The organism is Sphingomonas japonica, assembly GCF_006346325.1.
GTDB classification, from domain to species: Bacteria; Pseudomonadota; Alphaproteobacteria; order Sphingomonadales; family Sphingomonadaceae; genus Sphingomonas; species Sphingomonas japonica.
On the sequence record NZ_VDYR01000001.1, the window covers coordinates 2,387,431 to 2,411,117 of the forward strand.

Here is a 23,687-nt window from a genome sequence, read left to right on the forward strand (position 1 = left end):
CGCGGACCGGTCCGAGGGACTTGGTGTCTTTAGCCATCGTGCATAGAGAGGAATGGCGTAGCAGCGCAGGCCGCGCACTCAAGCGGAGAGAAGCGATGAAGATCAACGTCGAGGTCGATTGCACCCCCGAAGAGGCGCGGCGGGCGATGGGGCTTCCCGATTTCACGCCGATCCACGACCGTTACGTCGCGATGATGCTCGATGCGATGCAGAATGGCGTCAGCCCCGAGATGGTGGAGGGACTTTTGCGCAGCTGGGCGCCGATGGGCGAGGCCGGGATGGGGTTCTGGCGCAAGATGTTCGATCCGTCGGGCGGCACCGCCGACCGCTGATGCGCCGCGATACCATCGTCGCACTGTCGAGCGGCGCGCTTCCGTCGGCGATTGCCGTGATGCGGATCAGCGGCCCCATGGCAACCGCCGCTGCGGGTCGTCTCGCCGGGTCGCTGCCACCGCCGCGTAGCGCGCGTGTGCGGGTGTTGCGCGATCCAGAAGATGGCGCGCGGCTGGATCGAGCGCTGGTGCTGTGGTTCGATCCGCCGCATACCGCCACCGGCGAAGCGCTAGTCGAGTTGCACCTGCACGGCAGCCGCGCCGTCGTCGCGGCTGTCGAGCGCACTTTGCTCGGGCAGGACGGCGTTCGCCGCGCCGAGCCCGGCGAATTCACGCGCCGCGCCCTGCTCAACGGACGGATCGATCTTACACAGGCGGAAGGCCTAGGCGACTTGCTGGCCGCGGAAACAGAAGGCCAGCGCCGTGCCGCGCTGAGCGTCGCCGAAGGCGGAGTGCGCCGTGCCGTCGAGGGCTGGAGCACCGCATTGCTCGAATTGGCGGCGCGGGTCGAGGCAGCAATCGACTTTAGCGACGAAGAGGATGTCGAGGCGGGCGAGGCGGACACCTTCGGCGATGATATTCGCGCGCGAGGGCATTCCATCGCCACGGAAATAGCCGCGGCACTTGCGGGACCCAGCGCGCAGCGGTTGCGTGATGGTATCCGTGTCGTGCTGGCAGGGCCACCCAACAGCGGCAAATCGACGTTGTTCAATCGGCTCGTCGATCGCGAGGCGGCAATCGTGTCGCCCATTGCGGGAACGACCCGGGACCGGATCGAGGCGTCGGTAGCGATCGGAGGGATCGCCTATGTGCTGACCGATACGGCGGGACTGAATGAGGATCATGCCGATCCGATCGAAACAATCGGGATACGGCGCGCCATCGCTGCGATGCAGGATGCCGATATCGTCCTGTGGCTCGGCGACGACGCCCCGCCGTCGATCGAAGATGCGGAAGTGCTCCGCGTGCACGCGCGATGCGATCTCCCCGGTCGCAGAGATTCCCCGCACGTCGCGCTGTCGATTTCCGCGCATAGTGGCGAAGGGCTCGACGAATTGGTCGCTTCGTTGACTGTCACCGCTCAGCGGCGCCTGCCACGACCGGATGCCCTGGCATTGCACGATCGACATCGACGATTGCTAACGGACGCGACGGCAACGCTTGCGTCGATGGCGGACCAGGAAGACTTGATCGTCATAGCCGAGATGCTTCGGGGAGCCCTTGCGGCGCTGCATCGGATCACCGGGACTACCGACACAGAGGCGATGCTCGACACGTTATTCTCTGGCTTCTGCATCGGCAAGTGATGTTCCACGTGGAACAGCTTTGACGCGAAAATGCGAAGTGCGTATCTGCGCGCTATGAACGTGGATGTGATCGTGATTGGCGGAGGCCATGCCGGCGTGGAGGCGGCGGCCGTGGCGGCGCGGCGTGGCGCGCGCGTCGCCTTGGTGACATTCGACGCTGAAACGATCGGTGCAATGTCGTGCAATCCAGCGATCGGGGGGATCGGAAAAGGGCACCTCGTTCGCGAAGTCGATGCTTTTGGCGGTATTATAGCACGCGCCGCCGACGCGGCCGCGATCCATTACCGCATGCTCAATCGCAGCAAGGGCAGCGCGGTACATGGCCCACGCGTGCAGGCGGATCGTGCGCGGTTCGCCATTGCCGTTCGAAAGGCACTGGGTGCGCTGGAGGGTGTAAAGGTCATCGAAGGCGAAGCCGTCGCACTGCAGTTGCGAGGCGGAGAGGTGGCGGGCGTTGAACTCGCCGATAGGAGCTGTATCGCCGCGAAGACAGTGGTGATCGCCAGCGGGACATTCCTCGGCGGACGAATGTTCTGCGGCGAACATCGCAGCGAGGGCGGGCGAGCGGGCGAACGAGCAGCGACGCGCCTGGGTCGGCAACTCCGTGATTTCGGTCTCCCCATCGGTCGGCTCAAGACCGGAACCCCGCCTCGGCTCGACGGACGCACCATCGACTGGGGGCGGCTGAGCGAACAGCCGAGCGACGCTCAGCAATGGACCATGGCGCATGTCGTTTCCGCGCCGCGGCTTCCGCAGATTGCCTGCGCGATCACGCGCACGACCCAGCGAACGCATGACATCATCCGGTTGGGTCTGGATCGGTCGCCCCTGTTCGGCGGCGACATCGCCGGGCAGGGACCGCGCTATTGTCCCTCGATCGAGGACAAGATCGTCCGGTTCGGCGACCGGGATGGCCATCAGTTGTTTCTCGAGCCCGAAGGGCTCGATACCCCGCTCGTCTATCCGAACGGATTGTCGACATCGCTTCCGCTCGACATTCAGGCCGCCGCGATCTCATCGATCGCAGGGCTGGAAAGGGCGACGATCGTCGCCCCGGGATATGCAGTGGAATATGACTTTCTTGACCCCCGCTCGCTCGATGCGACGTTGATGAGCCGGGCCTATCCGGGACTGTTCTGTGCGGGCCAGATCAACGGTACCACAGGGTATGAGGAAGCGGCCGGGCAGGGGCTCATCGCGGGAATCAATGCGGCGGCGCATGCGCTCGGGCTGGAGAGCTATCGCCCAAGCAGACGATCCTCCTATCTTGGCGTCATGATCGATGATCTGGTGTTGCAGGGCGTCAGCGAACCCTATCGCATGCTTACTTCTCGCGCCGAATATCGCCTGCGGCTCCGCGCTGACAATGCGCCCACGCGGCTCGGTCCCGATGCAGTGCGGCTAGGCTGCCTCGCTCCAGCGGATGCGAAGCGACATTCGGAGCGACAGCGGGAATTTGACCGCATCCGCGCAGCATTCGCGATGGAGACGACGGCGGTCGAACTCGCCGGCCGCGGCGTGCAGGTGGCGTTGGACGGCGCGCGACGCAGTGCGGCCGACTGGCTGCGGTTTCCAAATGTGAGCGCACAGGATGTCCTCTCCGCCGAGATGCTGGAGGCTAGCGATCCGGCGCTGGTCGATGAGGCTGTGACCGACGCCAGATACGCGCCCTATCTCGCTCGCCAGGACTTGGAGGTAGCGGCGCTCGAACGCGACCAAGCGGCGACGCTCGATCCGGCGCTCGATTATCGCGGAATCCCCGGTCTTTCGAAAGAAATGGTCGAGCGTCTCACAGCGGTGCAGCCGACAACAATGGCCGATGCCAGCCGCATCCGCGGAATCACTCCGGCAGCACTGACGACCATCCTTCTTCATTCAAAGCGCGCGGCGGCGTGACGGAGGACGAGGCGCGGGCGTGGGTTCGCGAACATTACGGTGTTTCACGTGAAACACGGCTCGCCAATTTCGCCGAGCTAGTCGTACAGGAAAATGAGCGACAAAATCTGGTGTCACCGGCCAGCGTTCGCGAAATGTGGAGCCGCCATCTCGTCGATTCTGCGCAACTCGAGCGACTGGGGCATCGAGATGATCCAGGCCTTTGGATCGACATCGGCAGCGGCGCAGGTTTCCCGGGATTGGTGGTCGCCTTACTCACGGATCGGCCTGTGTTGCTCGCCGAGCCCCGTCGCAGACGTGCCGAATTTCTTGCGACCGCCGCCGGGATCATGGGTTGCCAGAATGTGGAGGTCTTGCAGTCCAAGATCGAAGCCGTGCCCGCGCGAACCGCTGTGACAATCTCGGCGCGCGCCGTCGCAGCGATCCCCTCACTTTTCAAGGCGGCGATACATCTCGCGAACGACGACACCGTGTGGGTCTTCCCCAAAGGCCGAAATGCCGAGATCGAGGTGGCAGAAGCCCGCGGTGCGTGGCATGGTACGTTCCACGTGGAACAGAGTATCACCCAACCCAACTCGGCAATAGTCATAGCGACCGGAGTACGGTCGCGGTGATCGTGATCGCCGTTGCCAATCAGAAGGGTGGCGTCGGCAAGACGACGACCGCGATCAATGTCGGCACTGCGCTCGCCGCGACAGGGCTTCGCGTATTGCTTCTCGATCTCGATCCGCAAGGCAACGCGTCTACCGGGCTGGGAATTGGACATTCGCAGCGTGAATTCTCGACCTATGACCTGCTGATCGGCGACACGTCGCTGGAGGAGGCGGCAGTGGCGACCCGTATACCGCGCCTCGACATCGTTCCTGCCACGGTCGATCTGTCGGGCGCGGAAATCGAGCTGATCGAATTCGATGCGCGCACGCACCGCCTCGATCGTTCGGTACGTTCGGGCGGCGATCGCTGGGATGTGGTGCTGATCGATTGTCCGCCGTCGCTTGGCTTGCTTACGATCAATGCGATGGTGGCGTCGCATGCATTATTGGTACCGCTGCAATGCGAGTTCTTTGCGCTTGAGGGCCTCAGCCAGCTGCTGACCACGGTCGAGCGGATCCGCGGACGGTTCAACCCGGGGCTGTCTATCCTCGGGGTCGTGCTGACGATGTACGATCGCCGCAACCGGCTGACTGACCAGGTGTCCGACGATGTCCGCGCGGTGCTCGGCCGGGTGGTGTTCGATACCGTCATCCCGCGCAATGTCCGTCTGTCCGAAGCACCGAGCCATGGAGTGCCCGCCCTGATCTATGACCATCGTTGCGCGGGATCGCAGGCCTATATCGCGCTCGCCCGCGAAGTGATCGGACGGATGCCGAGCGCGGCGGAAGCGGCATGAGCGACGACGCCGCTGCCGCCTCGAATCGCAAGCAGCGTCCCGGGCTCGGTCGCGGGTTGAGCGCGCTGCTGGGCGACAGCGTGCGCGACACGCCCAATGATCGGTCCGCCGATGCCGCGACGATACCGGGACTGCGCATGTTGCCCGTTAGCGCGATGGCGCCGCATCCCGGCCAGCCGCGCCGCCATTTCGACGAAGCAGCGCTCGACGAGCTGGCCGCGTCGATCGCGCAACGCGGCATCATCCAGCCGATCGTCGTCCGACCGCATGGCAAGGAGTATCAGATCGTCGCCGGCGAGCGTCGCTGGCGCGCATCGCAGCGGGCGCGGCTCCATGAAGTCCCGGTGATCGTCCGCAACCTCGACGACGCCGAAACGCTTGAAATCGCCCTGGTCGAAAATATCCAGCGTCAGGACCTCAATGCGATCGAGGAAGCCGACACCTATCGCAAGTTGATCGATGCGTTCGGGCATACGCAGGAAGCGCTTGGGCGAATTGTCGGAAAGTCGCGCAGTCATGTCGCCAACCTGCTGAGATTGCTCGACCTGCCCGTGATGGTCCAGAAGATGGTGGTCGATGGTGCGATCCACATGGGGCATGCGCGCGCGATCCTGACCGCGGCGGACCCGGACGCGCTGGCCGATCAGGTCGTCGCCAAGGGCCTGTCGGTGCGCGACACCGAGCGGCTTGCCCGCGGCAAGGCGAGCGGCACTGGCGTCCAGCCCCGCGTCCATCTGTTCGGCGAGGGTTCGTCTTCACCCGGCAAGGATGCCGATATCGCCGCGCTGGAGAGACAACTGGGCGACGTGCTCGGGTTGGCAGTTCACATCGCACACGGGGAAAAGGGCGGGTCGCTGGCGATATCTTATTCGACGCTCGACCAGCTCGACATGCTTTGTCAGCGGTTGAGCGGCGAGACAATCTGAGCGGACAGTCCGCCGGCCCTATAGCGTCATGCCCTGCAGCAACGCTGGCAGCGTTCCGGTTTCGCCGCGCGCTTCGGCCATGAGCCGGTGCTTGAGCGGCGGGATCGCATTGACCGCAGATATGCCGGCGCGGCGCACCGCCGACGCGGTCTTGCCCCGAACTCCGAAGATGCGGTTGAGGATGTCGGTCGATATCGCGACCATCATCGTGTCGAGCCCGCGCCACGCCTGGTACCGCGCCAGCACCTGCGCGTCGCCGAGGTCGAGTCCGAGTCGCTTGCTCTCGACCAGCACTTGCGTCAGCGCAGCGACGTCGCGGAAGCCGAGGTTGAGGCCCTGACCGGCTATCGGATGAATGCCGTGTGCCGCATCGCCGACCAGCGCCAGCCGCTCTGCGGTGATCCGCGCGGCGTGATGGAAACCCAGCGGATAGCTGGTCCGCTTCGACAGCGGCCCAAGCTTGCCGAGGAAACCGCCCATGCGCTTTTCCGCCTCCGCCAGCCAGGCACGATCCGACAGCTTTAACATCCCGGCGGCGTCGGCGGCGCGCACTGTCCACACCAGTGCCGAGCGATGCCCATCGGCGTCGTCGTTGAGCGGGAGAATCGCGAAAGGTCCGGCCGGATAGAAGATTTCATATGCGCACTGGTCGTGCGGATGTTCGTGTCCGAACGTCGCGATCATCGCGGCATGGTCATATTTCCACTGCGCCACGCTGATCCCGGCGACCGCGCGTGTCGGCGAGTTGCGTCCCTCTGCCGCGATCAGCAGGTCGGCATGGACAGTGCTACCGTCGTCCAGCGTCGCAACCACGCCTGCAGGGCCGCGATCGACCGCGGTCGTGCGCGTTTGCATCCGCATGGTGACGCCGGACGCTGCCTGCGCACTCTCGAACAAGGCGCGGCGCAGCACGCGGTTTTCATACATGATGCCGAGCGCACCGTCGTCGGCGTCGGGGATGAAATCGAGCGCACCCGGCTCCAGCCCGTCGCTGACCCGGATCGAGGCGATCGGGCAGCCGCTGTCGCCCAGCCGCGCGCCGACGCCGATCGCATCGAGCATATGGTGGCTGGCGCTGGCGACCGCGGTCGCGCGCCCGTCGTAATCGGCGGCGAGGATGGTATCGGGATCGGCCGGGTCTACGATTGTCGCAGTCAGCCCATGCGCTGCAAGCGCGACGCCGAGCGTGCTTCCGACCAGTCCGCCGCCCAGGATGAGGACATCGCTTTTCGCCATGGGTTTCCTGTAGCGCTGCCACGCGCGGCTGCCAATGCCGCCGGCAAGCGTCCGGCTGCTTGACGTCGAGTCCCGGCGGCGCGATGCTCCGCCGCGATATTCAGGCTAAATTCGGAGTTCAACGGACATGGCAAGCCGGGCGCAGCCAAGGCTTTGGCGCGACACGATGAAAGCGGGCGCGCTCCGCTCGGGCGCGCTGTTTGGCGCGTTCGGCCTGTTCGCGCTCGCGGTGCTGATGGCACTCGCGCTTGCCAGCTATGATCCTGGCGACCCGTCGTTCAACACTGCTGCGGGCGGGCCGGTGCAAAACTGGATCGGGCTTCCCGGATCCTACGGCGCCGACCTGCTGCTGGCGATGTTCGGGCTGCCCGGTGCGTTGCTGTTACCGCTGTGTCTGGTCGTCGCGTCACGGCTGTGGCGCGACCGACCGGTCGGCGGATGGAAGGCGATGCTGCGCAATTGCGTGACAGGCGTCGTGCTGATGGGAGCCGCACTGGCGTTCGTGTCGAGCGCGTCGGTTTTGACGCTGTCGGCGGGATGGGGCGGGGTGGCAGGCCTGGCCATTGCATCGATGCTGCGCTGGGCTGTGGCATTCATCGGTGATGCCACCGCGATCCTGTGGACCGAGCGCGGACTGGGCGTCGTGCTGGGTATCGCCGGGGTGGTGCTGTGGGGCAAGGGGCTGACGATCGAACTGGGCGAGCGCCGCTGGACGCTTCCCAAGGTAACGCTGCCGGGCAGCGGCAGCGATCGCGACGCGCCGTTCGCCGCCGACCCGCCGCGCGCGATGGAAGCCGAGCCAGCCAGGCCGACGCCGCGCAAGGTCGCGACCCCCGATCCGCGGCCGGGGCCGGTGATATCCGATCGCGCGTCGGCACCGGCGCCGGCAAAGGCCAAACCCAGCCAGGAGTCGCTCGACCTGCGCGACAATTACCGCCTCCCTCCGCTCGATTTGCTGACGCCGGGAGTGCCCAGTACCAAGAGCATGGCCGACAAGGCGGCGCTCGAGCGCAATGCCCGGCTGCTCGAAAGTGTGCTCGACGATTTCCACGTCCGCGGTTCCATCGTCGAGGTGCGGCCGGGGCCAGTGGTGACGATGTACGAGCTCGAACCGGCATCGGGGATCAAGGCGAGCCGCGTGATCCAGCTTGCCGACGACATCGCGCGCAACATGTCCGCGATCTCCGCCCGCGTCGCGACGATCCCGGGGCGCAGCGTGATCGGCATCGAGCTTCCCAACGCCAAGCGCGAGAGCGTCAGCCTGCACGAACTGATCGCCAGCCAGAGCTATGCCGACCAGTCGGCGCAGCTGCCGATCGTGCTCGGCAAGAACATCGCCGGCGACCCGGTCATCGCCGATCTCGCGCCGATGCCGCATCTGCTGGTCGCGGGCACGACCGGATCGGGCAAGTCGGTGGGGCTCAATTGCATGATCCTGTCGCTGCTCTACCGACTGACCCCCGATCAGTGCCGGTTGATCATGATCGATCCCAAGATGCTCGAGCTGTCGATGTACCGCGGCATCCCGCATCTGCTCGCCGACGTCGTCACCGATCCGCCCAAGGCGGTGCGTGCCTTGAAATGGGCGGTCGAACAAATGGAGGAACGCTATCGCATGATGGCGTCGGTCAACGTCCGCAGCCTCGCCAGCTTCAACGACAAGGTGCGAACCGCCAAGGCGAAGGGCCAGAAGCTCGGCCGCAAGGTCCAGACCGGGTATGATCCCGACACCCGCGCGCCGATCTATGAGGAAGAGACGCTCGATCTGGTGCCGCTGCCGCAGATCGTCATCATCGTCGACGAACTCGCCGACCTGATGATGACCGCGGGCAAGGAAGTCGAGTTCCTGATCCAGCGGCTGGCGCAGAAGGCGCGCGCGGCCGGCATCCACTTGATCATGGCGACGCAGCGCCCGTCGGTCGATGTTATCACCGGCGTCATCAAAGCCAATCTGCCGACGCGGATCAGCTTCAACGTCACTTCGAAGATCGATTCGCGCACGATCCTGGGCGAACAGGGCGCCGAACAGCTGCTCGGCAAGGGCGACATGCTCTACATGCCCGGCGGCAAGCAGATCAGCCGCGTGCACGGCCCGTTCGTGTCCGACGACGAGGTGATGGCGGTCGCCGATTTCTGGCGCTCGCAAGGTGCTCCCGATTATATCGACGCGGTCACCAACGATCCCGACGGCGACGCGGAATTCTCGCTCGACGGCGCGCCGCTCGGCGACGACAGCCCAGAGGACCAGGCCTATCGTCGCGCGGTGCAGCTGGTCGCCGAGAGCCAGAAGGCCTCGACCAGCTGGCTGCAGCGCCAGCTGCGCGTTGGCTACAACTCCGCCGCGCGCCTGATCGAGCGGATGGAGAAAGAGGGCCTTGTCTCGCGTCCGGACCATGTCGGGCGGCGCGAAGTATTGATGGACGAAGAAGGGCGCCCGCTGGGATAAGCTGAACCGACGGGCACTCTTCAATTCACGGCGCGTTCAATCGCGTCTCGCTACCGCCATTCAATGATCAGGAACCGTATGACCTCGCCGCTGACGGGCCGCGCCTTCGCCGCCATATTTGCAGCCCCCATCGCCATCGTCGCGCCGGCCGTGGCGCAGACCGGTGATATCGCTGCGGTCCAGAGCCATTTGCGCAGCGTCGAATCGATGACGGCCAACTTCACGCAGACTGATCGGTCGGGCAAGACCCTGACCGGGAAGCTGACGCTCAAGAAACCGGGCAAGATCCGCTTTCAATATGAAAAGGGCGTACCGATCCTGATCGTCGGCGACGGCAAGGCGCTGAACTTCATCGATTATTCGGTGAAACAGCTGTCGCGCTGGCCGATCGGCAATTCGCCGCTCGGCGTGCTGATCGATCCTCGCCGCGATATCCGCCAATATGCCAAGGTGATACCAAGCGCCAATCCCGACGTGTTGAGCGTCGAGGCATATGATCCGAAGAAGCCCGAATTCGGTCGCATCACGATGATCTTCGCGCGCAATGCCGGGGCACCGGCGGGGCTGATGTTGCAGGGGTGGGTCGCACTCGACGCGCAGAACAACCGCACGACAATTCGCTTGTCTAATCAGCGCTTCAACGCGCCGATTAGCGACGGAGCGTTCCGCTTCAACGACCCGCGGAGATCCGGGCGCCCCGGCTGAACCGCGACCGACCGATCCGTTCATATTGGCGACAGGTACCTACCGCTAGTTGAAACGTCGCGGAGGCGGGGCTTCCGGGATTTCCCCCCTGTTGCCCGGACGGGCCCCCCTCCTGCCTGCGTGACGAACGCTGGTCGGCCCTCGCTCCCCGCCCCCGGAGCGGGGGCCTTTTCACGAGACGTGCAGTAGAGCGCCCACGCTCTGGCGCAACGGGGTACCCGCCGCTACATCGCCGCGATGCCCGAAACGCTCTCCGTCGCATCGTGGAACATCAATTCGGTCCGCTTTCGCATCGATATCGTCGCCCGGTTCCTGCGCGAGGCCTCGCCCGATATCCTGTGCCTGCAGGAGACCAAGGTGGTCGACGAGGCATTCCCGTTCGATGCGTTCCGCGCGCTGGGCTATCCGCACATCGCCATCAACGGCCAGCGCATGCACCACGGTGTCGCGGTGATCAGCAAGCTGCCGCTGGCGGAAGACGATCGACTCGACTGGCAGGCGAATGGCGAGGCGCGGCATCTCGGCGTGCGGCTTGCGAACGGGCTGCGCATTGAGAATGTCTACGTCCCGGCCGGAGGGGACGTCCCCGATCGCGCGGTCAATCCCAAGTTCGGCCAGAAGCTCGATTTCGTCGAGCGCATGACCCGTTGGAGCGCGGGCCTTGCCGACATGCCAACGCTGCTGGTCGGCGATTTCAACATCGCTCCGCTGGAATGCGATGTGTGGAGCCACAAGCAACTGCTCGACGTGGTCAGCCACACGCCGGTCGAAGTCGCGGCGCTGGCACGATTGCAGGCGGCGGGCGGCTGGGTCGATCTCGGGCGGCATTTCTTCCCCGCACCGCAGCGGCTCTACACCTGGTGGAGCTATCGCGCCAAGGACTGGGCGGCTTCGGATCGGGGACGGAGGCTCGACCATATGTGGGCCTCGCGCGAGGTCGCAGCCAAGGCGACGGCGCACCGGGTCCATGAGGATTGTCGATCGTGGCTCAAACCGTCGGATCACGTCCCGATCGTCACCGAGTTCGCGTTTTGACCATGGCGGACCGGCCGGCGGATCGCTCGATCGCGCGGGCGATCGATGCACTCCATCGCGGCTGGCCGATCGCGATCGACAATGTGGAGCTGCTGGCGGTGGAAACCGCGGACGAGGAACGGCTGGCAATGTTTCTGGACGGTGCCGCGCCGGGGGTGGTGATTTCGGCCGGGCGTGCCGCGACGCTCAACCTCGCCAACCAGCGCGAGGCCGCCGATCCCGAGGCTCCCGTACGCATCGCCGCAGCACCGTGGCTCGATCTGGCGACCGCGACGGCGCTGGCCGATCCGCAGTTCGACCTCGCGACCCCGCTCAAGGGGCCGTTTCGCGCTGATGACAATCCCGATCCGCGCGCGACGGCCGCCGCACTTCGGCTGGCGCGCATCGCCGGATTGCTGCCGGCGTTCTTTGTCGGCGGAAAGGGTGCGGAGTGCGCGATCACCGCAGCTGCCATCGACCGCTACGACACTCCCGAAGCGCTCCGCATCGCATCGCGCGCCCGGCTTCCGACGCTGGCCGACGAGGGGGCGGAGATCGTAGCATTTCGAAGTTCCGCGGGGCCGCACGAGCATGTCGCTCTGCTGCTGGGAACCCCGAACGGCGAACCGCCGCTGGTCCGGCTGCACAGCGAGTGTCTGACTGGCGACGTGCTCGGCAGCCTGAAATGCGACTGCGGGCCGCAGCTGCAGGCGGCGCTCGCGGCGATCAAGGCGCAGGGCTGGGGCATCCTGCTGTACCTGCGGCAGGAAGGACGCGGGATCGGCCTGATCAACAAGCTGCGCGCCTATGCGCTGCAGGACCAGGGGTTCGATACGGTCGACGCCAACACCCGGCTGGGCTTCGCGATCGATGCTCGAGATTTCGGCGTGGCGGCGCGGATGCTGCACCTGTTGAAACAGGACCGTATCCGCCTGCTGACCAATAATCCGGCCAAGGTCGCTAGCCTTGAAGCAGCGGGGATCGTTGTGGTCGAGCGCGTTCCGCACCATTTGCCGCCCAATCCGCACAACGCGCGCTACCTTGCGACCAAGCGCGACCGGACGGGGCATCAGTTCTAACGGCAACCTTCAACCGCGATCGACGATGCCCGGACTTGTCAGGCGCGAGCAATCGATCAGGCGATCGGTCATCTGCCCGGCGGTCGCCGCCGCTTCGCCGCTCAACCAGCTGCGCAGCATCGCAAGCTGCGCCGCCGCGATACCCGTGGCGGTAATGATCGAAGCGCCGGCAGGGCAACCGGATCGTTCGACATGCGGCCGGATCGCCTCCGCCAGATCGCGCTGGACACGCGGGGCGATCGACGACGCCATGAGTGGCCGTCCGATCGCCCGTCGGTCCCAGAGATGCTGGACCATGCCGAGCACATAGCCGCGGGCCGCCCGCCCCGAGGCGGCGGTGGCAAGTGCCAGCAGGATCGGCTGCATCGCATCGAGCAGGACCTCGTCCTTGCTGTCGAAATGGTCGTAGAAGGTCGATTTGCCGATCCCTGCGTAGCGGGTGATGTCGGCCACGCGGATCATGTCATAGCGACGCTCCCCTATCAGCGTCGTCAACGCGGCCACGATCATTTCGTGGGTCCGCGTCGCGCTGCGACGGACGAGGGCGGGGCGGTCCGGCATATGCCGTGCTGTACCAGCGATGCGAGCATCGAAGAAACGCGCGGTGCCGGACTTGTGCCACCCCACGTCCGGATGCGCGCCCGTTGCGCGCTTTTGCCCTCGTCAATCGCCGCTGGCGGGGCCAGTTGTTTGACAGCAGAACGGGAGAATACGGATGGATCATCGCGCAGTGGCAATCATTCCGAGCAGCGATCTCGACGCGAGCGAAGCATTCTACCGCAGACTGGGGCTGGAGGTGGCCAGCGACTATGGGCACTACCGGATCCTGCAGGACGATCGCGGCTGGCACCTGCACCTGACCTATGCACCGGGCTGGCCGAAGCACATCGAGGACAATCCATTCGGCTTGTATCTGTATGTCGAGGACGTCGATGCGATCGCCGACGCCGTGCGCGAGCTGATCATCGAGGAGGGTGCGCCGCACGCGAAGCCATGGGGCACGTACGAGTTCTCGGTCAGCGATCCGAGCGGCCTCCTGGTTCGTGTCGGCCGCGCCGTCCCATAACCGGTGACGCGGCGGGCGCAGCGCCAGATCGCAGCGCAGACCGGCCGCCCCGACGTTATTCTGCCTCGACGTCGGCCCCGACTCCTACCAATCGCGCCACCTCGTCAAAATCCGCTGCCACGTCCTGCACCCCCAGCGCGCGCAGCGTCGCGGCATGGTCGGGGGGACAGTGCATCCCCGCGCACAGCCCGATCACGTGCGCGCCCGAGGCGACCGCGCCGGTGGCGCCGACCGGAGAATCCTCCAGGACGACGCAGCGCGCAATCGGCACGCCGAGCTGAGCGGCGGCGTAGAGGTAGAGGTCGGGCGCGGGCTTGCCGCGAGTGACATGCTGCTTGCCCGAATAGAGATGGTCGCCGAACGCATCGCGCAGGGCGAGATGGTCGAGATGCGCCGCGATCCAGTCCACCGAGCTCGACGAGGCGATCGCGCGCGGCAGCTCGGCGGGCAGCGAGCGCACGAACGCCACCGCTCCCGCGACCTGATCGAGCCCCTCGCGCAGCACGCGCGCATCCTCGGCATCGCGCGATGCGTAGAAATCTTCGGGAAGGTTTCGGCCGATATGCCGTTCGACCGCGCCGCGGAAATCCGAACCCGACAGCCCCATGAACCGCGCCATCGCCTCGGCCGGGGTCGTCGGATGGCCGAGATCGGTAAGATACTGCGCCAGATGCCGGTTGCCGGCATATTCGCTCTCGATCAGCACGCCGTCGAAATCGAAGATAATGGCGTCGAACTTCATGCCTGTGCCTCCAATGGCGGTCGCTCGCCGAACAGGGCGGTACCGATGCGCACCTGCGTCGCGCCGATCGTCACTGCGGTTTCGAAATCGCCCGACATGCCCATGCTGAGCTCGGCGACGTCATGGTCGCGCGACAATTTGGCGAGCAACGCGAAATAAGGCGCCGGTTCGACGCCCTGCGGCGGGATGCACATCAGCCCGGCGATCGGCAGGGTGGCGGCGCGCGCCTGCGCCAGCAATGCGGGCAGATCGGCGACGGGGCAGCCGCCCTTTTGCGCCTCGTCGCCGATATTGACCTGGATTAAGCAATCGGGGCGCCGCCCGCTGCGGTCGATCGCCTTGGCCAGCGCGGTGACCAGCGACGGCCGATCGACCGAATGGATCGCATCGAACAGCGCGACCGCCTCGTCGGCCTTATTGGATTGCAGCTGGCCGATCAGGTGGAGCGCAATGCCGGGATACTCCTCGCGCAGTGCGGGCCATTTGCCGGCGGCTTCCTGCACGCGGTTCTCGCCGAACACCCGGTGCCCGGCGTCCAGCAGGGGACGGATCGCATCGGCGTCGTGCGTCTTCGACACCGCGATCAGCGTCACCGACTCGGGCTTGCGGTCGGCGAGCGTCGCGGCGCGCGCGATCCGGTCCTGGATCGCGTCCAGCCGCGCTTGGGCAGTGTCGGGAATCATCGCCGCCGCTATAGGCAGCACGATGCGCGCCCGCCACCCCCGCCCGATCCCGCATGCGTGGCTCATGACCGATCAGCGGCTGGGCGATGCGCTATGGGAAATCCTGGAACGGATTCCGCGCGGTGCGGGCGTGGTGTTTCGCGACTATGCGCTTGCTCCCGCCGAGCGCCGTCTGCGGTTCGAGCGCATCCGCCGGGTAGCGAAGCGGCGCGGATTTATGCTGGTGCGCGCCGGATCGCTGCCGATGCGCGGCGAGGACGGCATCCATGGGCGACACCGCCGGACGCGGCCCGGCATCCGCACCGCTGCGGCGCATTCGCGGCGTGAGGCGATCGCGGCGATCCGCGCCGGAGCCGACATGCTGTTCGTGTCGCCGGTGTACGCCACGCGCTCGCACCCGGTCGCGCCGAGGCTGGGACGGGTGCGGCTGGGGCTGATGATTCGCGGGCTGCGAGTGCCGATCGTCGCGCTGGGCGGGATGGATGCGCGCCGATTGCGGGGGATGCAGGCGTTGGGAATCACCCGGTTCGCGGCCATCGACGCGTGGTTGCCCGGCCGGAGGCCGGGCGGGCAAACGCCCTAAAAGCGGAAGGCGGTACCGATATAGACCGCCTGGCTGTCCCGCTGCTGCCCCTGCTGGGTCAGGCGCGGGAGGCGGGCGCGATCTTCTTCCGACTTGTAGCGTACGCCGGCGGTGACATCGAGGTTGCGGCTGAGCGAATAGGAGCCGCCGACGTCGAGCGAATAGGCCGGGCCTTCGGCGACCAGTGCGGGCTGGCCTTCGGTCGGGCGATCGACCCCGGCCTTGACGCGCGCGCTGGCCCGCTTGCCGGTGTAGCTGACGCCGAGATCGGCGACTTCGCGGCTGCCGGGCAGCGCGCCGAGATCGACCCGTGCCATGTCCCCCGACAGTGCGAAGCGCTTCCACCCCACCGACACGCCCAGATTATAGGCGATCGGTGCGATGCTGACATTGTTGGCAGCAGGCGCCGAGATACGTTCGGCGGCCGATGCGCTGCGCGACGACCGCGCGCGAACCGCGACGGTCACCGACTTGCGGCCGTCGGACTTGCGCTCGGAAGGCGTGAAGCGGAACCCGCTATTCCCCGACAGTCCGGCGCGCGCCAGCACTGCCGCGAGTCGGGGATCACCCGAAGCCGGGGTGAACGAGCCGATGCCCGAGCGGCTGATGCTAGGCGACCGCTTCAGCAGCCGCTGCGCCCCCGATTCCTGGGCATGGAGCATCGGCGCGACGACGGTTCCGGCGGCGAGCAACGCCCCGAATCCCAACCCCGCAATGATCCGCCCCTTGGCCATGAAACCCTCTTGTCCGACAAAGGCCGTACCATGATTCGAAGCCAAGGTTCCACCGGCCAGAGTCTTTTGATTTCAACTGTTGCATAAGGCCCACAGCGGAGCGGTGCTTGCGGCGTTCGTGCGACCTTCTATAGATGCCGCAGAACTTCTGTTTGCTTGAGGAAATGACCGATGAACCGCCGCTGGAACCCTGTCCTGCTGGGCACGCTGGCACTGGCGCTCGCCGCGTGCGGCGGCCGTGATCGGCCGCAGGCCGACCTCGCCGCAAGCCAGATCACGACGATCGGCGTCAATTCCTATCTGTGGCGCGCGTCGCTCGATACGTTGAGCTTCATGCCGTTGCTCCAGACCGACTCGAACGGCGGCGTGATCGTCACTGACTGGTACACCAATCCGACCACCCCGACCGAGCGGATGAAGGTTACGGTGACGATCCTCGACACCGACCTGCGCGCCGATGCGCTGCGCGTGGCGGCGCTGCGCGAGGTCAATCAGGGCGGGCAGTGGGTGGCCGCTCCGGTCCAGGCGGCGACGGTGCAGAAGCTGGAAGGGATCATCCTGACCCGGGCTCGCGACCTGCGCCGCACCGCGCTCGCCGGTTAAAGGAACCACGCGATCATGGCGTCGCGGTTCAACGCGTTGAAAGCGGATGCGGCGTGGCAGGCGGTCTGGGAGGAACGCCGGACCTTCGCGGCCGACGACGCGTCGCCCAAGCCCAAAAGCTATGTGCTCGAGATGTTTCCCTATCCGTCGGGAAAGATCCACATGGGGCATGTCCGCAATTACACGATGGGCGACGTGTTGGCGCGGTTCCGCCGGATGCAGGGCATGGAAGTGCTGCACCCGATGGGCTGGGACGCGTTCGGCATGCCGGCCGAGAATGCGGCGATGGAGCGCGGCGTCCATCCCGGCGGCTGGACCTATGACAATATCGCGGTGATGCGCGCGCAGCTGAAGCGACTGGGCTTCGCGCTCGACTGGAGCCGCGAACTGGCGACGTGCGATCCGGCCTATTACGGGCATGAACAGGCGCTGTTCCTCGATCTGCTCGCGGCGGGGCTGGTGTATCGCAAGGAAAGTGCGGTCAACTGGGACCCGGTCGACATGACCGTGCTTGCCAACGAACAGGTGATCGATGGCAAGGGCTGGCGATCGGGCGCGCAGGTCGAACGGCGCAAGCTGAGCCAGTGGTTCCTCAAGATCACCGACTTCGCCGACGAATTGCTGGACGGCCTTGATAGCCTCGACAAATGGCCCGACAAGGTCCGGCTGATGCAGGAGAACTGGATCGGCAAATCGGTGGGATTGCAGTTCCGGTTCGCCACGTCCGATGGCGGCGCGGTCGAAGTCTTCACCACGCGTCCCGACACGATCTTCGGCGCCAGCTTCGTCGCCGTCGCCGCCGACCATCCGATCGCGCAGGCGCTCGCTGCCGCGAACCCGGAAGTTGCGGCGTTCATCGAGCGCTGCAAACAGGGCGGCACTACCGCGGCCGAGATCGAGACGCAGGAGAAGCTGGGATTCGACACCGGCTTGACCGCTACCCACCCGTTCGACGCCGGGTGGCAGCTGCCGATCTACATCGCCAATTTCGTGCTGATGGAATATGGCACCGGCGCGGTGTTTGGGGTGCCCGCGCACGACCAGCGCGACCTGGATTTCGCGCGCAAATACGACCTGCCGGTCCGCCGCGTGGTTGGTGAAGGCGAGGCGACCGACCCGGTGTTCGAAGGCGCCGAGGCCTATACCGGCCCGGGCGCGCTGGTGAACTCGCGCTTCCTCGACGGCATGGACGTCGATACCGCCAAGCGCACCGTGATCGCGCGCGCCGAAGCCGAAGGCTGGGGCAAGGGCACGACCGTCTGGCGGCTGCGCGACTGGGGCGTGTCGCGGCAGCGTTACTGGGGCACGCCGATCCCGATCGTGCATTGCGACGCGTGCGGCGTGGTGCCAGTGCCAAAGGAGCAGCTGCCGGTGGTGCTGCCCGAAGACGTCAGCTTCGACGTCCCCGGCAACCCGCTCGATCGCCATCCGACCTGGAAGCATGTCGACTGCCCGTCGTGCGGCAAGCCGGCGCGGCGCGAGACCGACACGCTCGACACCTTCGTCGATTCGTCATGGTATTTCATCCGCTTCGCCAGCCAGCCGGACGACCAGCCGTTCGACAAGGCGGTCGCTGAGAGCTGGCTGCCGGTCGCGCAGTATATCGGCGGGGTCGAACATGCGATCCTGCACCTGCTCTATGCGCGGTTCTGGACGCGCGCGCTGCGCCACGTCGGCAAACTGGATGTCGCGGAGCCGTTTGCCGGGCTGTTCACCCAGGGCATGGTGACGCACGAGACGTACAGGGCGGCGAGCGGTCAATGGCTCTCGCCGGACGAGGTTCGCGACGGCGTGGAGATCGCGACCGGAAAGCCAATCACGCTCGGCCGCATCGAGAAGATGTCGAAGTCGAAGAAAAACACCGTCGATCCGACCGGCATCGTCGATCAATATGGCGCCGACGCGGTGCGCTGGTTCATGCTGTCCGATTCGCCGCCCGAGCGTGACTTGCAATGGTCGGAGAGCGGGATCGAGGGGGCGTGGCGGTTCGTACAGCGGCTGTGGCGGCTGTTCGATGGCGTCGCCGACGCACCGGGCACTGACACCGCGCTCGACCGCAAGCTGCACCAGACCATCGCCGGGGTCGCGACCGATATCGAGGCGCTGCAGTTCAACAAGGCGGTCGCTAAGCTCTATGAACTCGTCAATGCCATCGAAAAAGCGGCACCTTCCGCCTCTCGGACGCAAGCGATCCGCACCCTTGTTCGCATCGTCGCGCCGATGGCACCGCACATTGCCGAGGAAGCCTGGGCGGCGATGGGTGGCGAGGGTCTGGTCGCCGACGCCGCGTGGCCCGATGTCGATCCGGCGTTGCTGATCGATGACGAGGTGACAATCGCGATCCAGGTCAACGGCAAGCTGCGCGACACGCTGACCATGCCCAAGGGCGCGGCCAGGGATGCGGTGGAAGCGGCGGCGCTGGCGTCGCCGAACGTGGTTCGCCTGCTCGAGGGCAAGCCGCCGCGCAAGGTGATCGTCGTCCCCGACCGCCTCGTGAACCTGGTCGCATGATCCGCATCGCCGCCGCGCTGATGCTTGTCGCCGCGCTGGCGGGCTGCGGGCTGCGGCCGCTCTATGGCGGCGCTGAGGGCGGCGCGGTGCGATCGGCGCTCGCCGCGGTCGAGGTCGCGCCGATCGAGGGGCAGGCGGGCTGGCTGATCGCGAACGCGCTGCGCGATCGGCTGGCGGGGCCGGGCGCTGCCACGCCGGCCTATCGCCTTGAAGTCGTCCTCGACGATTCGCTGATCGGGCTGGGCGTGCGCCGCGATGACACGATCACGCGCGAACGGCGGACCCTGCGGGCCCGCTACCAGCTGATCGATCTGGCCACCGGGCTGACCTTGCTCGACCAGACCGCCGGGTCGGACGCCGGGATCGACGTGGTCGGTTCCGAATATGCCACGATCGCGGCGGAGCAGGCGGCGCTCGAGCGGCTGTCGGTGATCGTCGCCGACCAGATCGTCACCCGCGTCGCACTCTACACCCGGCGTACCGACCCGGCCGCGCGATGAAGGTTAAGCCCGATGCGGTTCGCCAGGCGATCGACCGCGGGGCGGGCGATCTCCGGCTGATCCTGCTGCACGGTCCCGACGAATCGGCGGCGCAGGAGCTTGCCGCGCAACTCGGGCGCAGGCTCGGGCCGGACGCCGAGCGGGTCGATCTCGACGCCGCAGCGCTCAAGGCCAATCCCGGCCGTCTCGCCGACGAGGCCGCGTCCTTGTCGCTGTTCGGCGACAAGCGCTGGATCCGCGCGACGATCGGCGAAGAGAGCCACGAGGCGGTGAACTTGCTGATCGCATCGCAAAGCGCCGTCAATCCGGTCGTGGCGATCGCCTGCGGGGTCAAGAGCAGCGGCAAGCTGGTCAAACTGGCGGAAGCGACGCGCGGCGTGCTGTCGTGCGCCTGCTATGTCCCGGAGGGCGCCGATGCCGCCCGGATCGCGGCACAGGTCGCGCGCGATCACGGCGTCCGGCTCGCGCCGGGCGCGGCGGCGCGCCTCGCCGAAGCGGTCGGGAGCGATCGCGCTTTGCTCGCCAGGGAAGTCGAGAAGATCGCGCTCTACCTCGACGCCGCGCCCGACCGGCCGGCCGACGCCGACGATGCGGTGCTCGATGCGATCGGCGCCGTCCGCGACGAGGACACATTGTTTGCCGCGATCGCTGCGATCGTCGAGGGCGATCCGGTCGCGACCGGCGCCGAAGTCCGCGCGATGGGAGGCGATACTTCACCGATCCCGCTGCTGCGCCAGCTCGGCAAGCGGCTGGTCGCGCTGGCGGAGATGCGCAGCGAGATCGATCGCGGCGAAGGGGTCGATCGCGTCATCGACGCGCGGCGCGTGCATTTTCGCGAGAAGCCGGCGACCGTCCGCGCGCTCAGGCGCTGGTCGTCGGCGCATCTCGCGCGCGGCGTCGATCGCGTCCGCGCTGCCGAACTGGCAGCGGTGGCGAGGGACAATGCCGGGTCGGTGCTGGCCTGGGACGAGGCGCTCGCAATCGCGCGCGCGGCGCAGCGTTGGGGGTAGGGACGTTCCGGGCAGGGCTAGGGCTAGACCCGCCGCGCTTCCTCGATCAGCAGCACCGGTACGCCGTCGCGGATCGGATAGGCGAGCCCTGCCTCGTCCGACACCAGTTCCGAACCGTCCTCGCTGAGCCGCAGCCTGGTGCGCGTCGCCGGGCACACCAGGATCGACAGCAGCCACTCGTCGAGCATCGCCGCCGCGGTCATTGCAGCGTCCCGACATCGTCGCCGTGGCGACCGAAGAACTGCATCAGCTGGACGATCATGTCGGCGCGCGGCGAAAGGCCGTCGGATTCGAGCAGCGCCTGCTTTGCGGCGACGTCGAATGGCGCGATCTGGGCGATGCCGTTGACCAGCGATTCGTCGTCGAGCCGCGACACCGCTTCCCAATCGACCGCATAGCCCTGCGCATCGGCGAACCGGCGTGATTCCATCTCGATCGACGCACGCTCGCCCAGCGACAGCGTCTCGGGCTCGCCGACCGCTTCGATCTCGGCCTCCACCTGGCGGAACGCGGTGGCGACGTCGAGCTCGCGCACGATGCGAAACCGCGCGATACCCTCGAGCACGAGATCGTAGCGCCCGTCCTCCATCGCCTCGACATCGACGATGCGGCCGACGCAGCCGATCTCGAACAGCGGCGGCGGATCGCCCGCGCCGCGCGGCTGGACCATGCCAATCCGGCGGTCGCGGGCGAGGGCGTCGCTGACCATCGCGCGATACCGCGGCTCGAAGATGTGCAGCGGCAGGTGCATGCGCGGGAACAGCAGCGCTCCCCCCAGCGGAAACACCGACAGCCGCTGCGTCATCCGAACAACACCGCCGACAGCTTGCGGCGTTGTGCCGAAACCCACGGATCCTCCAGCCCGACCACGTCGAACAGCTGGAGCAGTCGCTGCCGCGCCGCTGCGTCGTTCCAGTCGCGATCCTCGGCGATCATCGCCAGCAAGGTCGTGGCGGCGGCATCGCGCTCGCCAGCCGCCATCTGGCCGCCGGCGAGCGCAAGCCGTGCATCCATGTCGCCGGGGTTGGCAGCGACCGCCGCTTCGAGCGGCGCCAGGTCGCCGACCGGGGCGGCGTTTTTCGCCAGCGCGAGCGCCGAGCGCGCGCGATCGATCTCGAGACCCTTGCCGGCATCGCCATCGGCGTCGAGATGCGCGATGGCCATCTCCGCCTCGTCGACGCGGCCGGCGGCGATCAGCGCGCGGATCAGGCCCCCCTGCGCGCCGGGATGATCGGGCGCCATCTGGACGATCTGTCCGAAGATGCCGATCGCGCGCTCGCCATCGCCGCTCGCCAGCACCTCTTCGCCCATCGCCAGCAGCGGCTCGATCTCGGCTTCCTTATCCGCCGCGGGACTTTCGATCGGCAGTTGCGCCAACGCCTGGTCGAGCATCGCCTTGAGCTGCGATTCGGTGCGTGCCTGGGTGAGGTCGGCGACGAGCTGGCCCTGGAACATGGCGTACACCGTCGGGATCGAGCGGACCTGGAACTGAGCGGCGATGAACTTGTCGGCATCGACGTCGATCTTGGCGAGCACCACGCCCTTGTCGGCATAGTCGGCGGCGACCTTCTCGATCACAGGGCTCAGCGCCTTGCACGGCCCGCACCATTCCGCCCAGAAATCGATGATCACCAGCTTGGTCATCGACGGTTCGACGACGTCGCGGCGAAAGGTTTCGATGGCTTGCTTGTCGGCGGCGGACATACCCAGCGTGGCCAAGAGCGGCTCCATTGATAAGGATGAAGGTTCGGCTCCTATGTGGGCGCTTGCGTGCGCGAGGCCAACCTTTTTCCCGGCCGCGCCATGGGGGCTTGCGGCGCCCCGATGCCGATGCTAGTGGCCTGCGCCTTGATCGAGCCCCTTGCGGCCCGATCCGCTCGAGCGGGCGTAGCTCAGGGGTAGAGCACAACCTTGCCAAGGTTGGGGTCGAGGGTTCGAATCCCTTCGCCCGCTCCAGATTTCACGATCGTGACGATTGCGTGCGAAAGGTCGCGAGCGCGGCCTGGCGGCCGGGTTCGTAGCGGTCGTGGACGATCGCGGCATAGCGATCGACGCTGTCGAGGCTGGCACGCAGGCTCGCCTCCAACCCCGGCAGCATCGCTTCGGCAGCATCGTCGTCTCCGACCGCCTCGAGCATCCTCGCGACATAGCCTTGTGCGACGTCGAGCGGCGCCATGCGGGCATTGCGGGCACTCGTGCCGGGCAGCGCGGTGACCGCTTCGGACGCGCCGATCGCTGCCAGCATCCGCCAGCCCGGATAAGGATCGCCGTCGTCGAAATCATGGGCGATCACGGGAAATCGCGTCGCGGCGGCAAAGCGCGTCAGGTGCCGTTCCGCATCAAAGCAATAGTGCCAATAGGGAGTGCCCAGCGCCCCAGCCATCGGATCGGCGATGTGCAGCGCGCCGGTGCGCATCACGGCGTAGAACATCGCCGTGGCGTCGGCATAGACATGATGCTGGAGCTGCGCGAACAGGCTGGCGAAGCAGGCGCCGGGATCGCGCAGCACCGCATGCCACTCGATCGAGGCACCCGCGCGCGCCGCCGCCGTCTCGATCGCGTCGATCGGCGCGCGGTGGAAGATCGCCGCTTCGAGATCCTCGGACGACAGCACCAGCGTGTCGCACCGCGCCGCGCGCGCCTCCTCGAACATCGTGTCGAGCGGCCCGGACCGGCCGACAAGCAGCTGCCATGCAGCATCGTGGTGGGCCGGATACCCCGGCTGCCGCTGATAATAGACGCCGTGCTGCGCCAGCGCTTCGGCATTGTCGTTGAACAGATGCTGCAGCCAGGTCGATGCTGTCTTGTGCAGGCCGATATGGACGATCAGGCGCATGGCGGTGGTCTCCCTACCCGGCGGCTAGTACGTCATGGTTACGGCGGAGCAAATGCGCCGGATTGTCCACAGGCTTGCCCACAGCTGC

General features: G+C 66.7%; 25 protein-coding genes and 1 tRNA gene. 17 read left to right on the plus strand and 9 right to left on the minus strand.

The window, feature by feature from the left end; genetic code table 11:
- Positions 1-95: 95 nt before the first annotated feature.
- The 6 genes from FHY50_RS11770 to FHY50_RS11795 are packed head-to-tail and all read left to right on the plus strand — an operon-like array spanning position 96 to position 5,851.
- The gene (locus FHY50_RS11770; RefSeq protein WP_140230895.1) at positions 96-332 is read left to right on the plus strand and encodes a DUF6489 family protein; all 237 of its coding nucleotides are present in this window, start codon (positions 96-98) and stop codon (positions 330-332) included.
- Positions 332-1,639 (plus strand): tRNA uridine-5-carboxymethylaminomethyl(34) synthesis GTPase MnmE, encoded by a 1,308-nt coding sequence (gene mnmE / locus FHY50_RS11775; RefSeq protein ID WP_140230896.1) that lies wholly within the window; start codon positions 332-334, stop codon positions 1,637-1,639. Before FHY50_RS11770 ends, mnmE begins: the two co-directional genes overlap by 1 nt.
- A 30-nt stretch (positions 1,640-1,669) precedes the next feature.
- Positions 1,670-3,535 carry a tRNA uridine-5-carboxymethylaminomethyl(34) synthesis enzyme MnmG gene (gene mnmG / locus FHY50_RS11780; RefSeq protein ID WP_140230897.1) on the plus strand — a complete coding sequence of 622 codons (1,866 nt, stop codon included), beginning with the start codon at positions 1,670-1,672 and terminating at the stop codon, positions 3,533-3,535.
- Entirely contained in the window at positions 3,532-4,149 is a 618-nt protein-coding gene (gene rsmG, locus FHY50_RS11785; RefSeq protein WP_140230898.1) for a 16S rRNA (guanine(527)-N(7))-methyltransferase RsmG, read from the plus strand. Before mnmG ends, rsmG begins: the two co-directional genes overlap by 4 nt.
- Positions 4,146-4,925, plus strand: coding sequence for a ParA family protein (locus FHY50_RS11790; RefSeq protein ID WP_140230899.1), 780 nt, complete (start codon positions 4,146-4,148; stop codon positions 4,923-4,925). Before rsmG ends, FHY50_RS11790 begins: the two co-directional genes overlap by 4 nt.
- The gene (locus FHY50_RS11795; protein ID WP_140230900.1) at positions 4,922-5,851 is read left to right on the plus strand and encodes a ParB/RepB/Spo0J family partition protein; all 930 of its coding nucleotides are present in this window, start codon (positions 4,922-4,924) and stop codon (positions 5,849-5,851) included. The genes FHY50_RS11790 and FHY50_RS11795 overlap by 4 nt, the downstream gene beginning before the upstream one ends.
- 18 nt (positions 5,852-5,869) lie before the next feature.
- On the opposite strand, the gene FHY50_RS11800 is transcribed toward FHY50_RS11795, so the two are convergent.
- Complete coding sequence (locus FHY50_RS11800; RefSeq protein WP_140230901.1) at positions 5,870-7,087, minus strand: UbiH/UbiF/VisC/COQ6 family ubiquinone biosynthesis hydroxylase; 1,218 nt, start codon at positions 7,085-7,087, stop codon at positions 5,870-5,872.
- Between the two features lie 166 nt (positions 7,088-7,253).
- On the opposite strand from FHY50_RS11800, the gene FHY50_RS11805 reads away from it, so the two are divergent.
- The 4 genes from FHY50_RS11805 to ribA all read left to right on the plus strand — a co-directional run bounded on the left by FHY50_RS11805 (position 7,254) and on the right by ribA (position 12,331).
- Positions 7,254-9,533: an FtsK/SpoIIIE family DNA translocase gene (locus FHY50_RS11805; RefSeq protein ID WP_420030887.1), complete on the plus strand. Its 2,280-nt coding sequence runs from the start codon at positions 7,254-7,256 to the stop codon at positions 9,531-9,533.
- 78 nt (positions 9,534-9,611) lie between these two features.
- Complete coding sequence (locus FHY50_RS11810) at positions 9,612-10,238, plus strand: LolA family protein (RefSeq protein WP_140230903.1); 627 nt, start codon at positions 9,612-9,614, stop codon at positions 10,236-10,238.
- 237 nt (positions 10,239-10,475) lie between these two features.
- Positions 10,476-11,273, plus strand: a complete 798-nt coding sequence (locus FHY50_RS11815) for an exodeoxyribonuclease III (RefSeq protein ID WP_140230904.1) — start codon at positions 10,476-10,478, stop codon at positions 11,271-11,273.
- A 2-nt stretch (positions 11,274-11,275) separates the two neighbouring features.
- The gene (gene ribA / locus FHY50_RS11820) at positions 11,276-12,331 is read left to right on the plus strand and encodes a GTP cyclohydrolase II (RefSeq protein ID WP_140230905.1); all 1,056 of its coding nucleotides are present in this window, start codon (positions 11,276-11,278) and stop codon (positions 12,329-12,331) included.
- 9 nt (positions 12,332-12,340) lie between these two features.
- Here the strand turns inward: ribA and FHY50_RS11825 are convergent, their stop codons facing one another.
- Positions 12,341-12,835, minus strand: coding sequence for a TetR/AcrR family transcriptional regulator (locus tag FHY50_RS11825; RefSeq protein WP_166745436.1), 495 nt, complete (start codon positions 12,833-12,835; stop codon positions 12,341-12,343).
- Positions 12,836-13,061: 226 nt separating this feature from the next.
- On the opposite strand from FHY50_RS11825, the gene FHY50_RS11830 reads away from it, so the two are divergent.
- Positions 13,062-13,397, plus strand: a complete 336-nt coding sequence (locus FHY50_RS11830; protein WP_244935349.1) for a VOC family protein — start codon at positions 13,062-13,064, stop codon at positions 13,395-13,397.
- 55 nt (positions 13,398-13,452) lie between these two features.
- Here the strand turns inward: FHY50_RS11830 and FHY50_RS11835 are convergent, their stop codons facing one another.
- Positions 13,453-14,139, minus strand: a complete 687-nt coding sequence (locus tag FHY50_RS11835) for an HAD family hydrolase (RefSeq protein ID WP_140230908.1) — start codon at positions 14,137-14,139, stop codon at positions 13,453-13,455.
- Positions 14,136-14,822, minus strand: a complete 687-nt coding sequence (locus tag FHY50_RS11840) for a YggS family pyridoxal phosphate-dependent enzyme (protein ID WP_140230909.1) — start codon at positions 14,820-14,822, stop codon at positions 14,136-14,138. The genes FHY50_RS11835 and FHY50_RS11840 overlap by 4 nt, the downstream gene beginning before the upstream one ends.
- Before the next feature lie 64 nt (positions 14,823-14,886).
- Between FHY50_RS11840 and FHY50_RS11845 the strand changes: the two genes are divergently transcribed.
- On the plus strand, positions 14,887-15,405 hold the full coding sequence (locus FHY50_RS11845; RefSeq protein ID WP_243846638.1) for a thiamine phosphate synthase: 519 nt from the start codon (positions 14,887-14,889) through the stop codon (positions 15,403-15,405).
- Here the strand turns inward: FHY50_RS11845 and FHY50_RS11850 are convergent.
- The gene (locus FHY50_RS11850; RefSeq protein WP_180345119.1) at positions 15,402-16,139 is read right to left on the minus strand and encodes a porin; all 738 of its coding nucleotides are present in this window, start codon (positions 16,137-16,139) and stop codon (positions 15,402-15,404) included. The two genes, FHY50_RS11845 and FHY50_RS11850, sit on opposite strands and share 4 nt — an antisense overlap.
- Positions 16,140-16,310: 171 nt before the next feature.
- Here FHY50_RS11850 and FHY50_RS11855 point away from each other — a divergent pair, with 171 nt between their 5' ends.
- Genes FHY50_RS11855 through holA form a run of 4 tightly spaced genes read left to right on the plus strand, consistent with a single transcriptional unit; the run spans position 16,311 to position 20,763 of the window.
- A complete protein-coding gene (locus FHY50_RS11855; RefSeq protein ID WP_140230911.1) occupies positions 16,311-16,742 on the plus strand; it encodes a DUF3576 domain-containing protein in 432 nt (143 codons plus the stop codon).
- A gap of 15 nt (positions 16,743-16,757) precedes the next feature.
- Positions 16,758-19,253, plus strand: a complete 2,496-nt coding sequence (gene leuS / locus FHY50_RS11860; protein ID WP_140230912.1) for a leucine--tRNA ligase — start codon at positions 16,758-16,760, stop codon at positions 19,251-19,253.
- Positions 19,250-19,753: an LPS assembly lipoprotein LptE gene (gene lptE, locus FHY50_RS11865; RefSeq protein ID WP_140230913.1), complete on the plus strand. Its 504-nt coding sequence runs from the start codon at positions 19,250-19,252 to the stop codon at positions 19,751-19,753. The genes leuS and lptE overlap by 4 nt, the downstream gene beginning before the upstream one ends.
- Positions 19,750-20,763, plus strand: a complete 1,014-nt coding sequence (holA, locus tag FHY50_RS11870) for a DNA polymerase III subunit delta (RefSeq protein WP_140230914.1) — start codon at positions 19,750-19,752, stop codon at positions 20,761-20,763. The genes lptE and holA overlap by 4 nt, the downstream gene beginning before the upstream one ends.
- A 23-nt stretch (positions 20,764-20,786) precedes the next feature.
- Here holA and FHY50_RS11875 read toward each other — a convergent pair whose 3' ends face one another.
- The 3 genes from FHY50_RS11875 to FHY50_RS11885 are packed head-to-tail and all read right to left on the minus strand — an operon-like array spanning position 20,787 to position 22,467.
- Positions 20,787-20,966, minus strand: a complete 180-nt coding sequence (locus FHY50_RS11875; protein WP_140230915.1) for a Trm112 family protein — start codon at positions 20,964-20,966, stop codon at positions 20,787-20,789.
- Positions 20,963-21,568, minus strand: coding sequence for an LON peptidase substrate-binding domain-containing protein (locus FHY50_RS11880; protein WP_140231187.1), 606 nt, complete (start codon positions 21,566-21,568; stop codon positions 20,963-20,965). Before FHY50_RS11880 ends, FHY50_RS11875 begins: the two co-directional genes overlap by 4 nt.
- Positions 21,565-22,467 carry a tetratricopeptide repeat protein gene (locus FHY50_RS11885; protein WP_140231188.1) on the minus strand — a complete coding sequence of 301 codons (903 nt, stop codon included), beginning with the start codon at positions 22,465-22,467 and terminating at the stop codon, positions 21,565-21,567. Before FHY50_RS11885 ends, FHY50_RS11880 begins: the two co-directional genes overlap by 4 nt.
- A 177-nt stretch (positions 22,468-22,644) precedes the next feature.
- Between FHY50_RS11885 and FHY50_RS11890 the strand changes: the two genes are divergently transcribed.
- Positions 22,645-22,719, plus strand: a tRNA-Gly gene (locus FHY50_RS11890).
- 4 nt (positions 22,720-22,723) lie between these two features.
- Here the strand turns inward: FHY50_RS11890 and FHY50_RS11895 are convergent.
- Positions 22,724-23,599, minus strand: coding sequence for a hypothetical protein (locus FHY50_RS11895; RefSeq protein WP_140230916.1), 876 nt, complete (start codon positions 23,597-23,599; stop codon positions 22,724-22,726).
- Positions 23,600-23,687 lie beyond the last annotated feature (88 nt).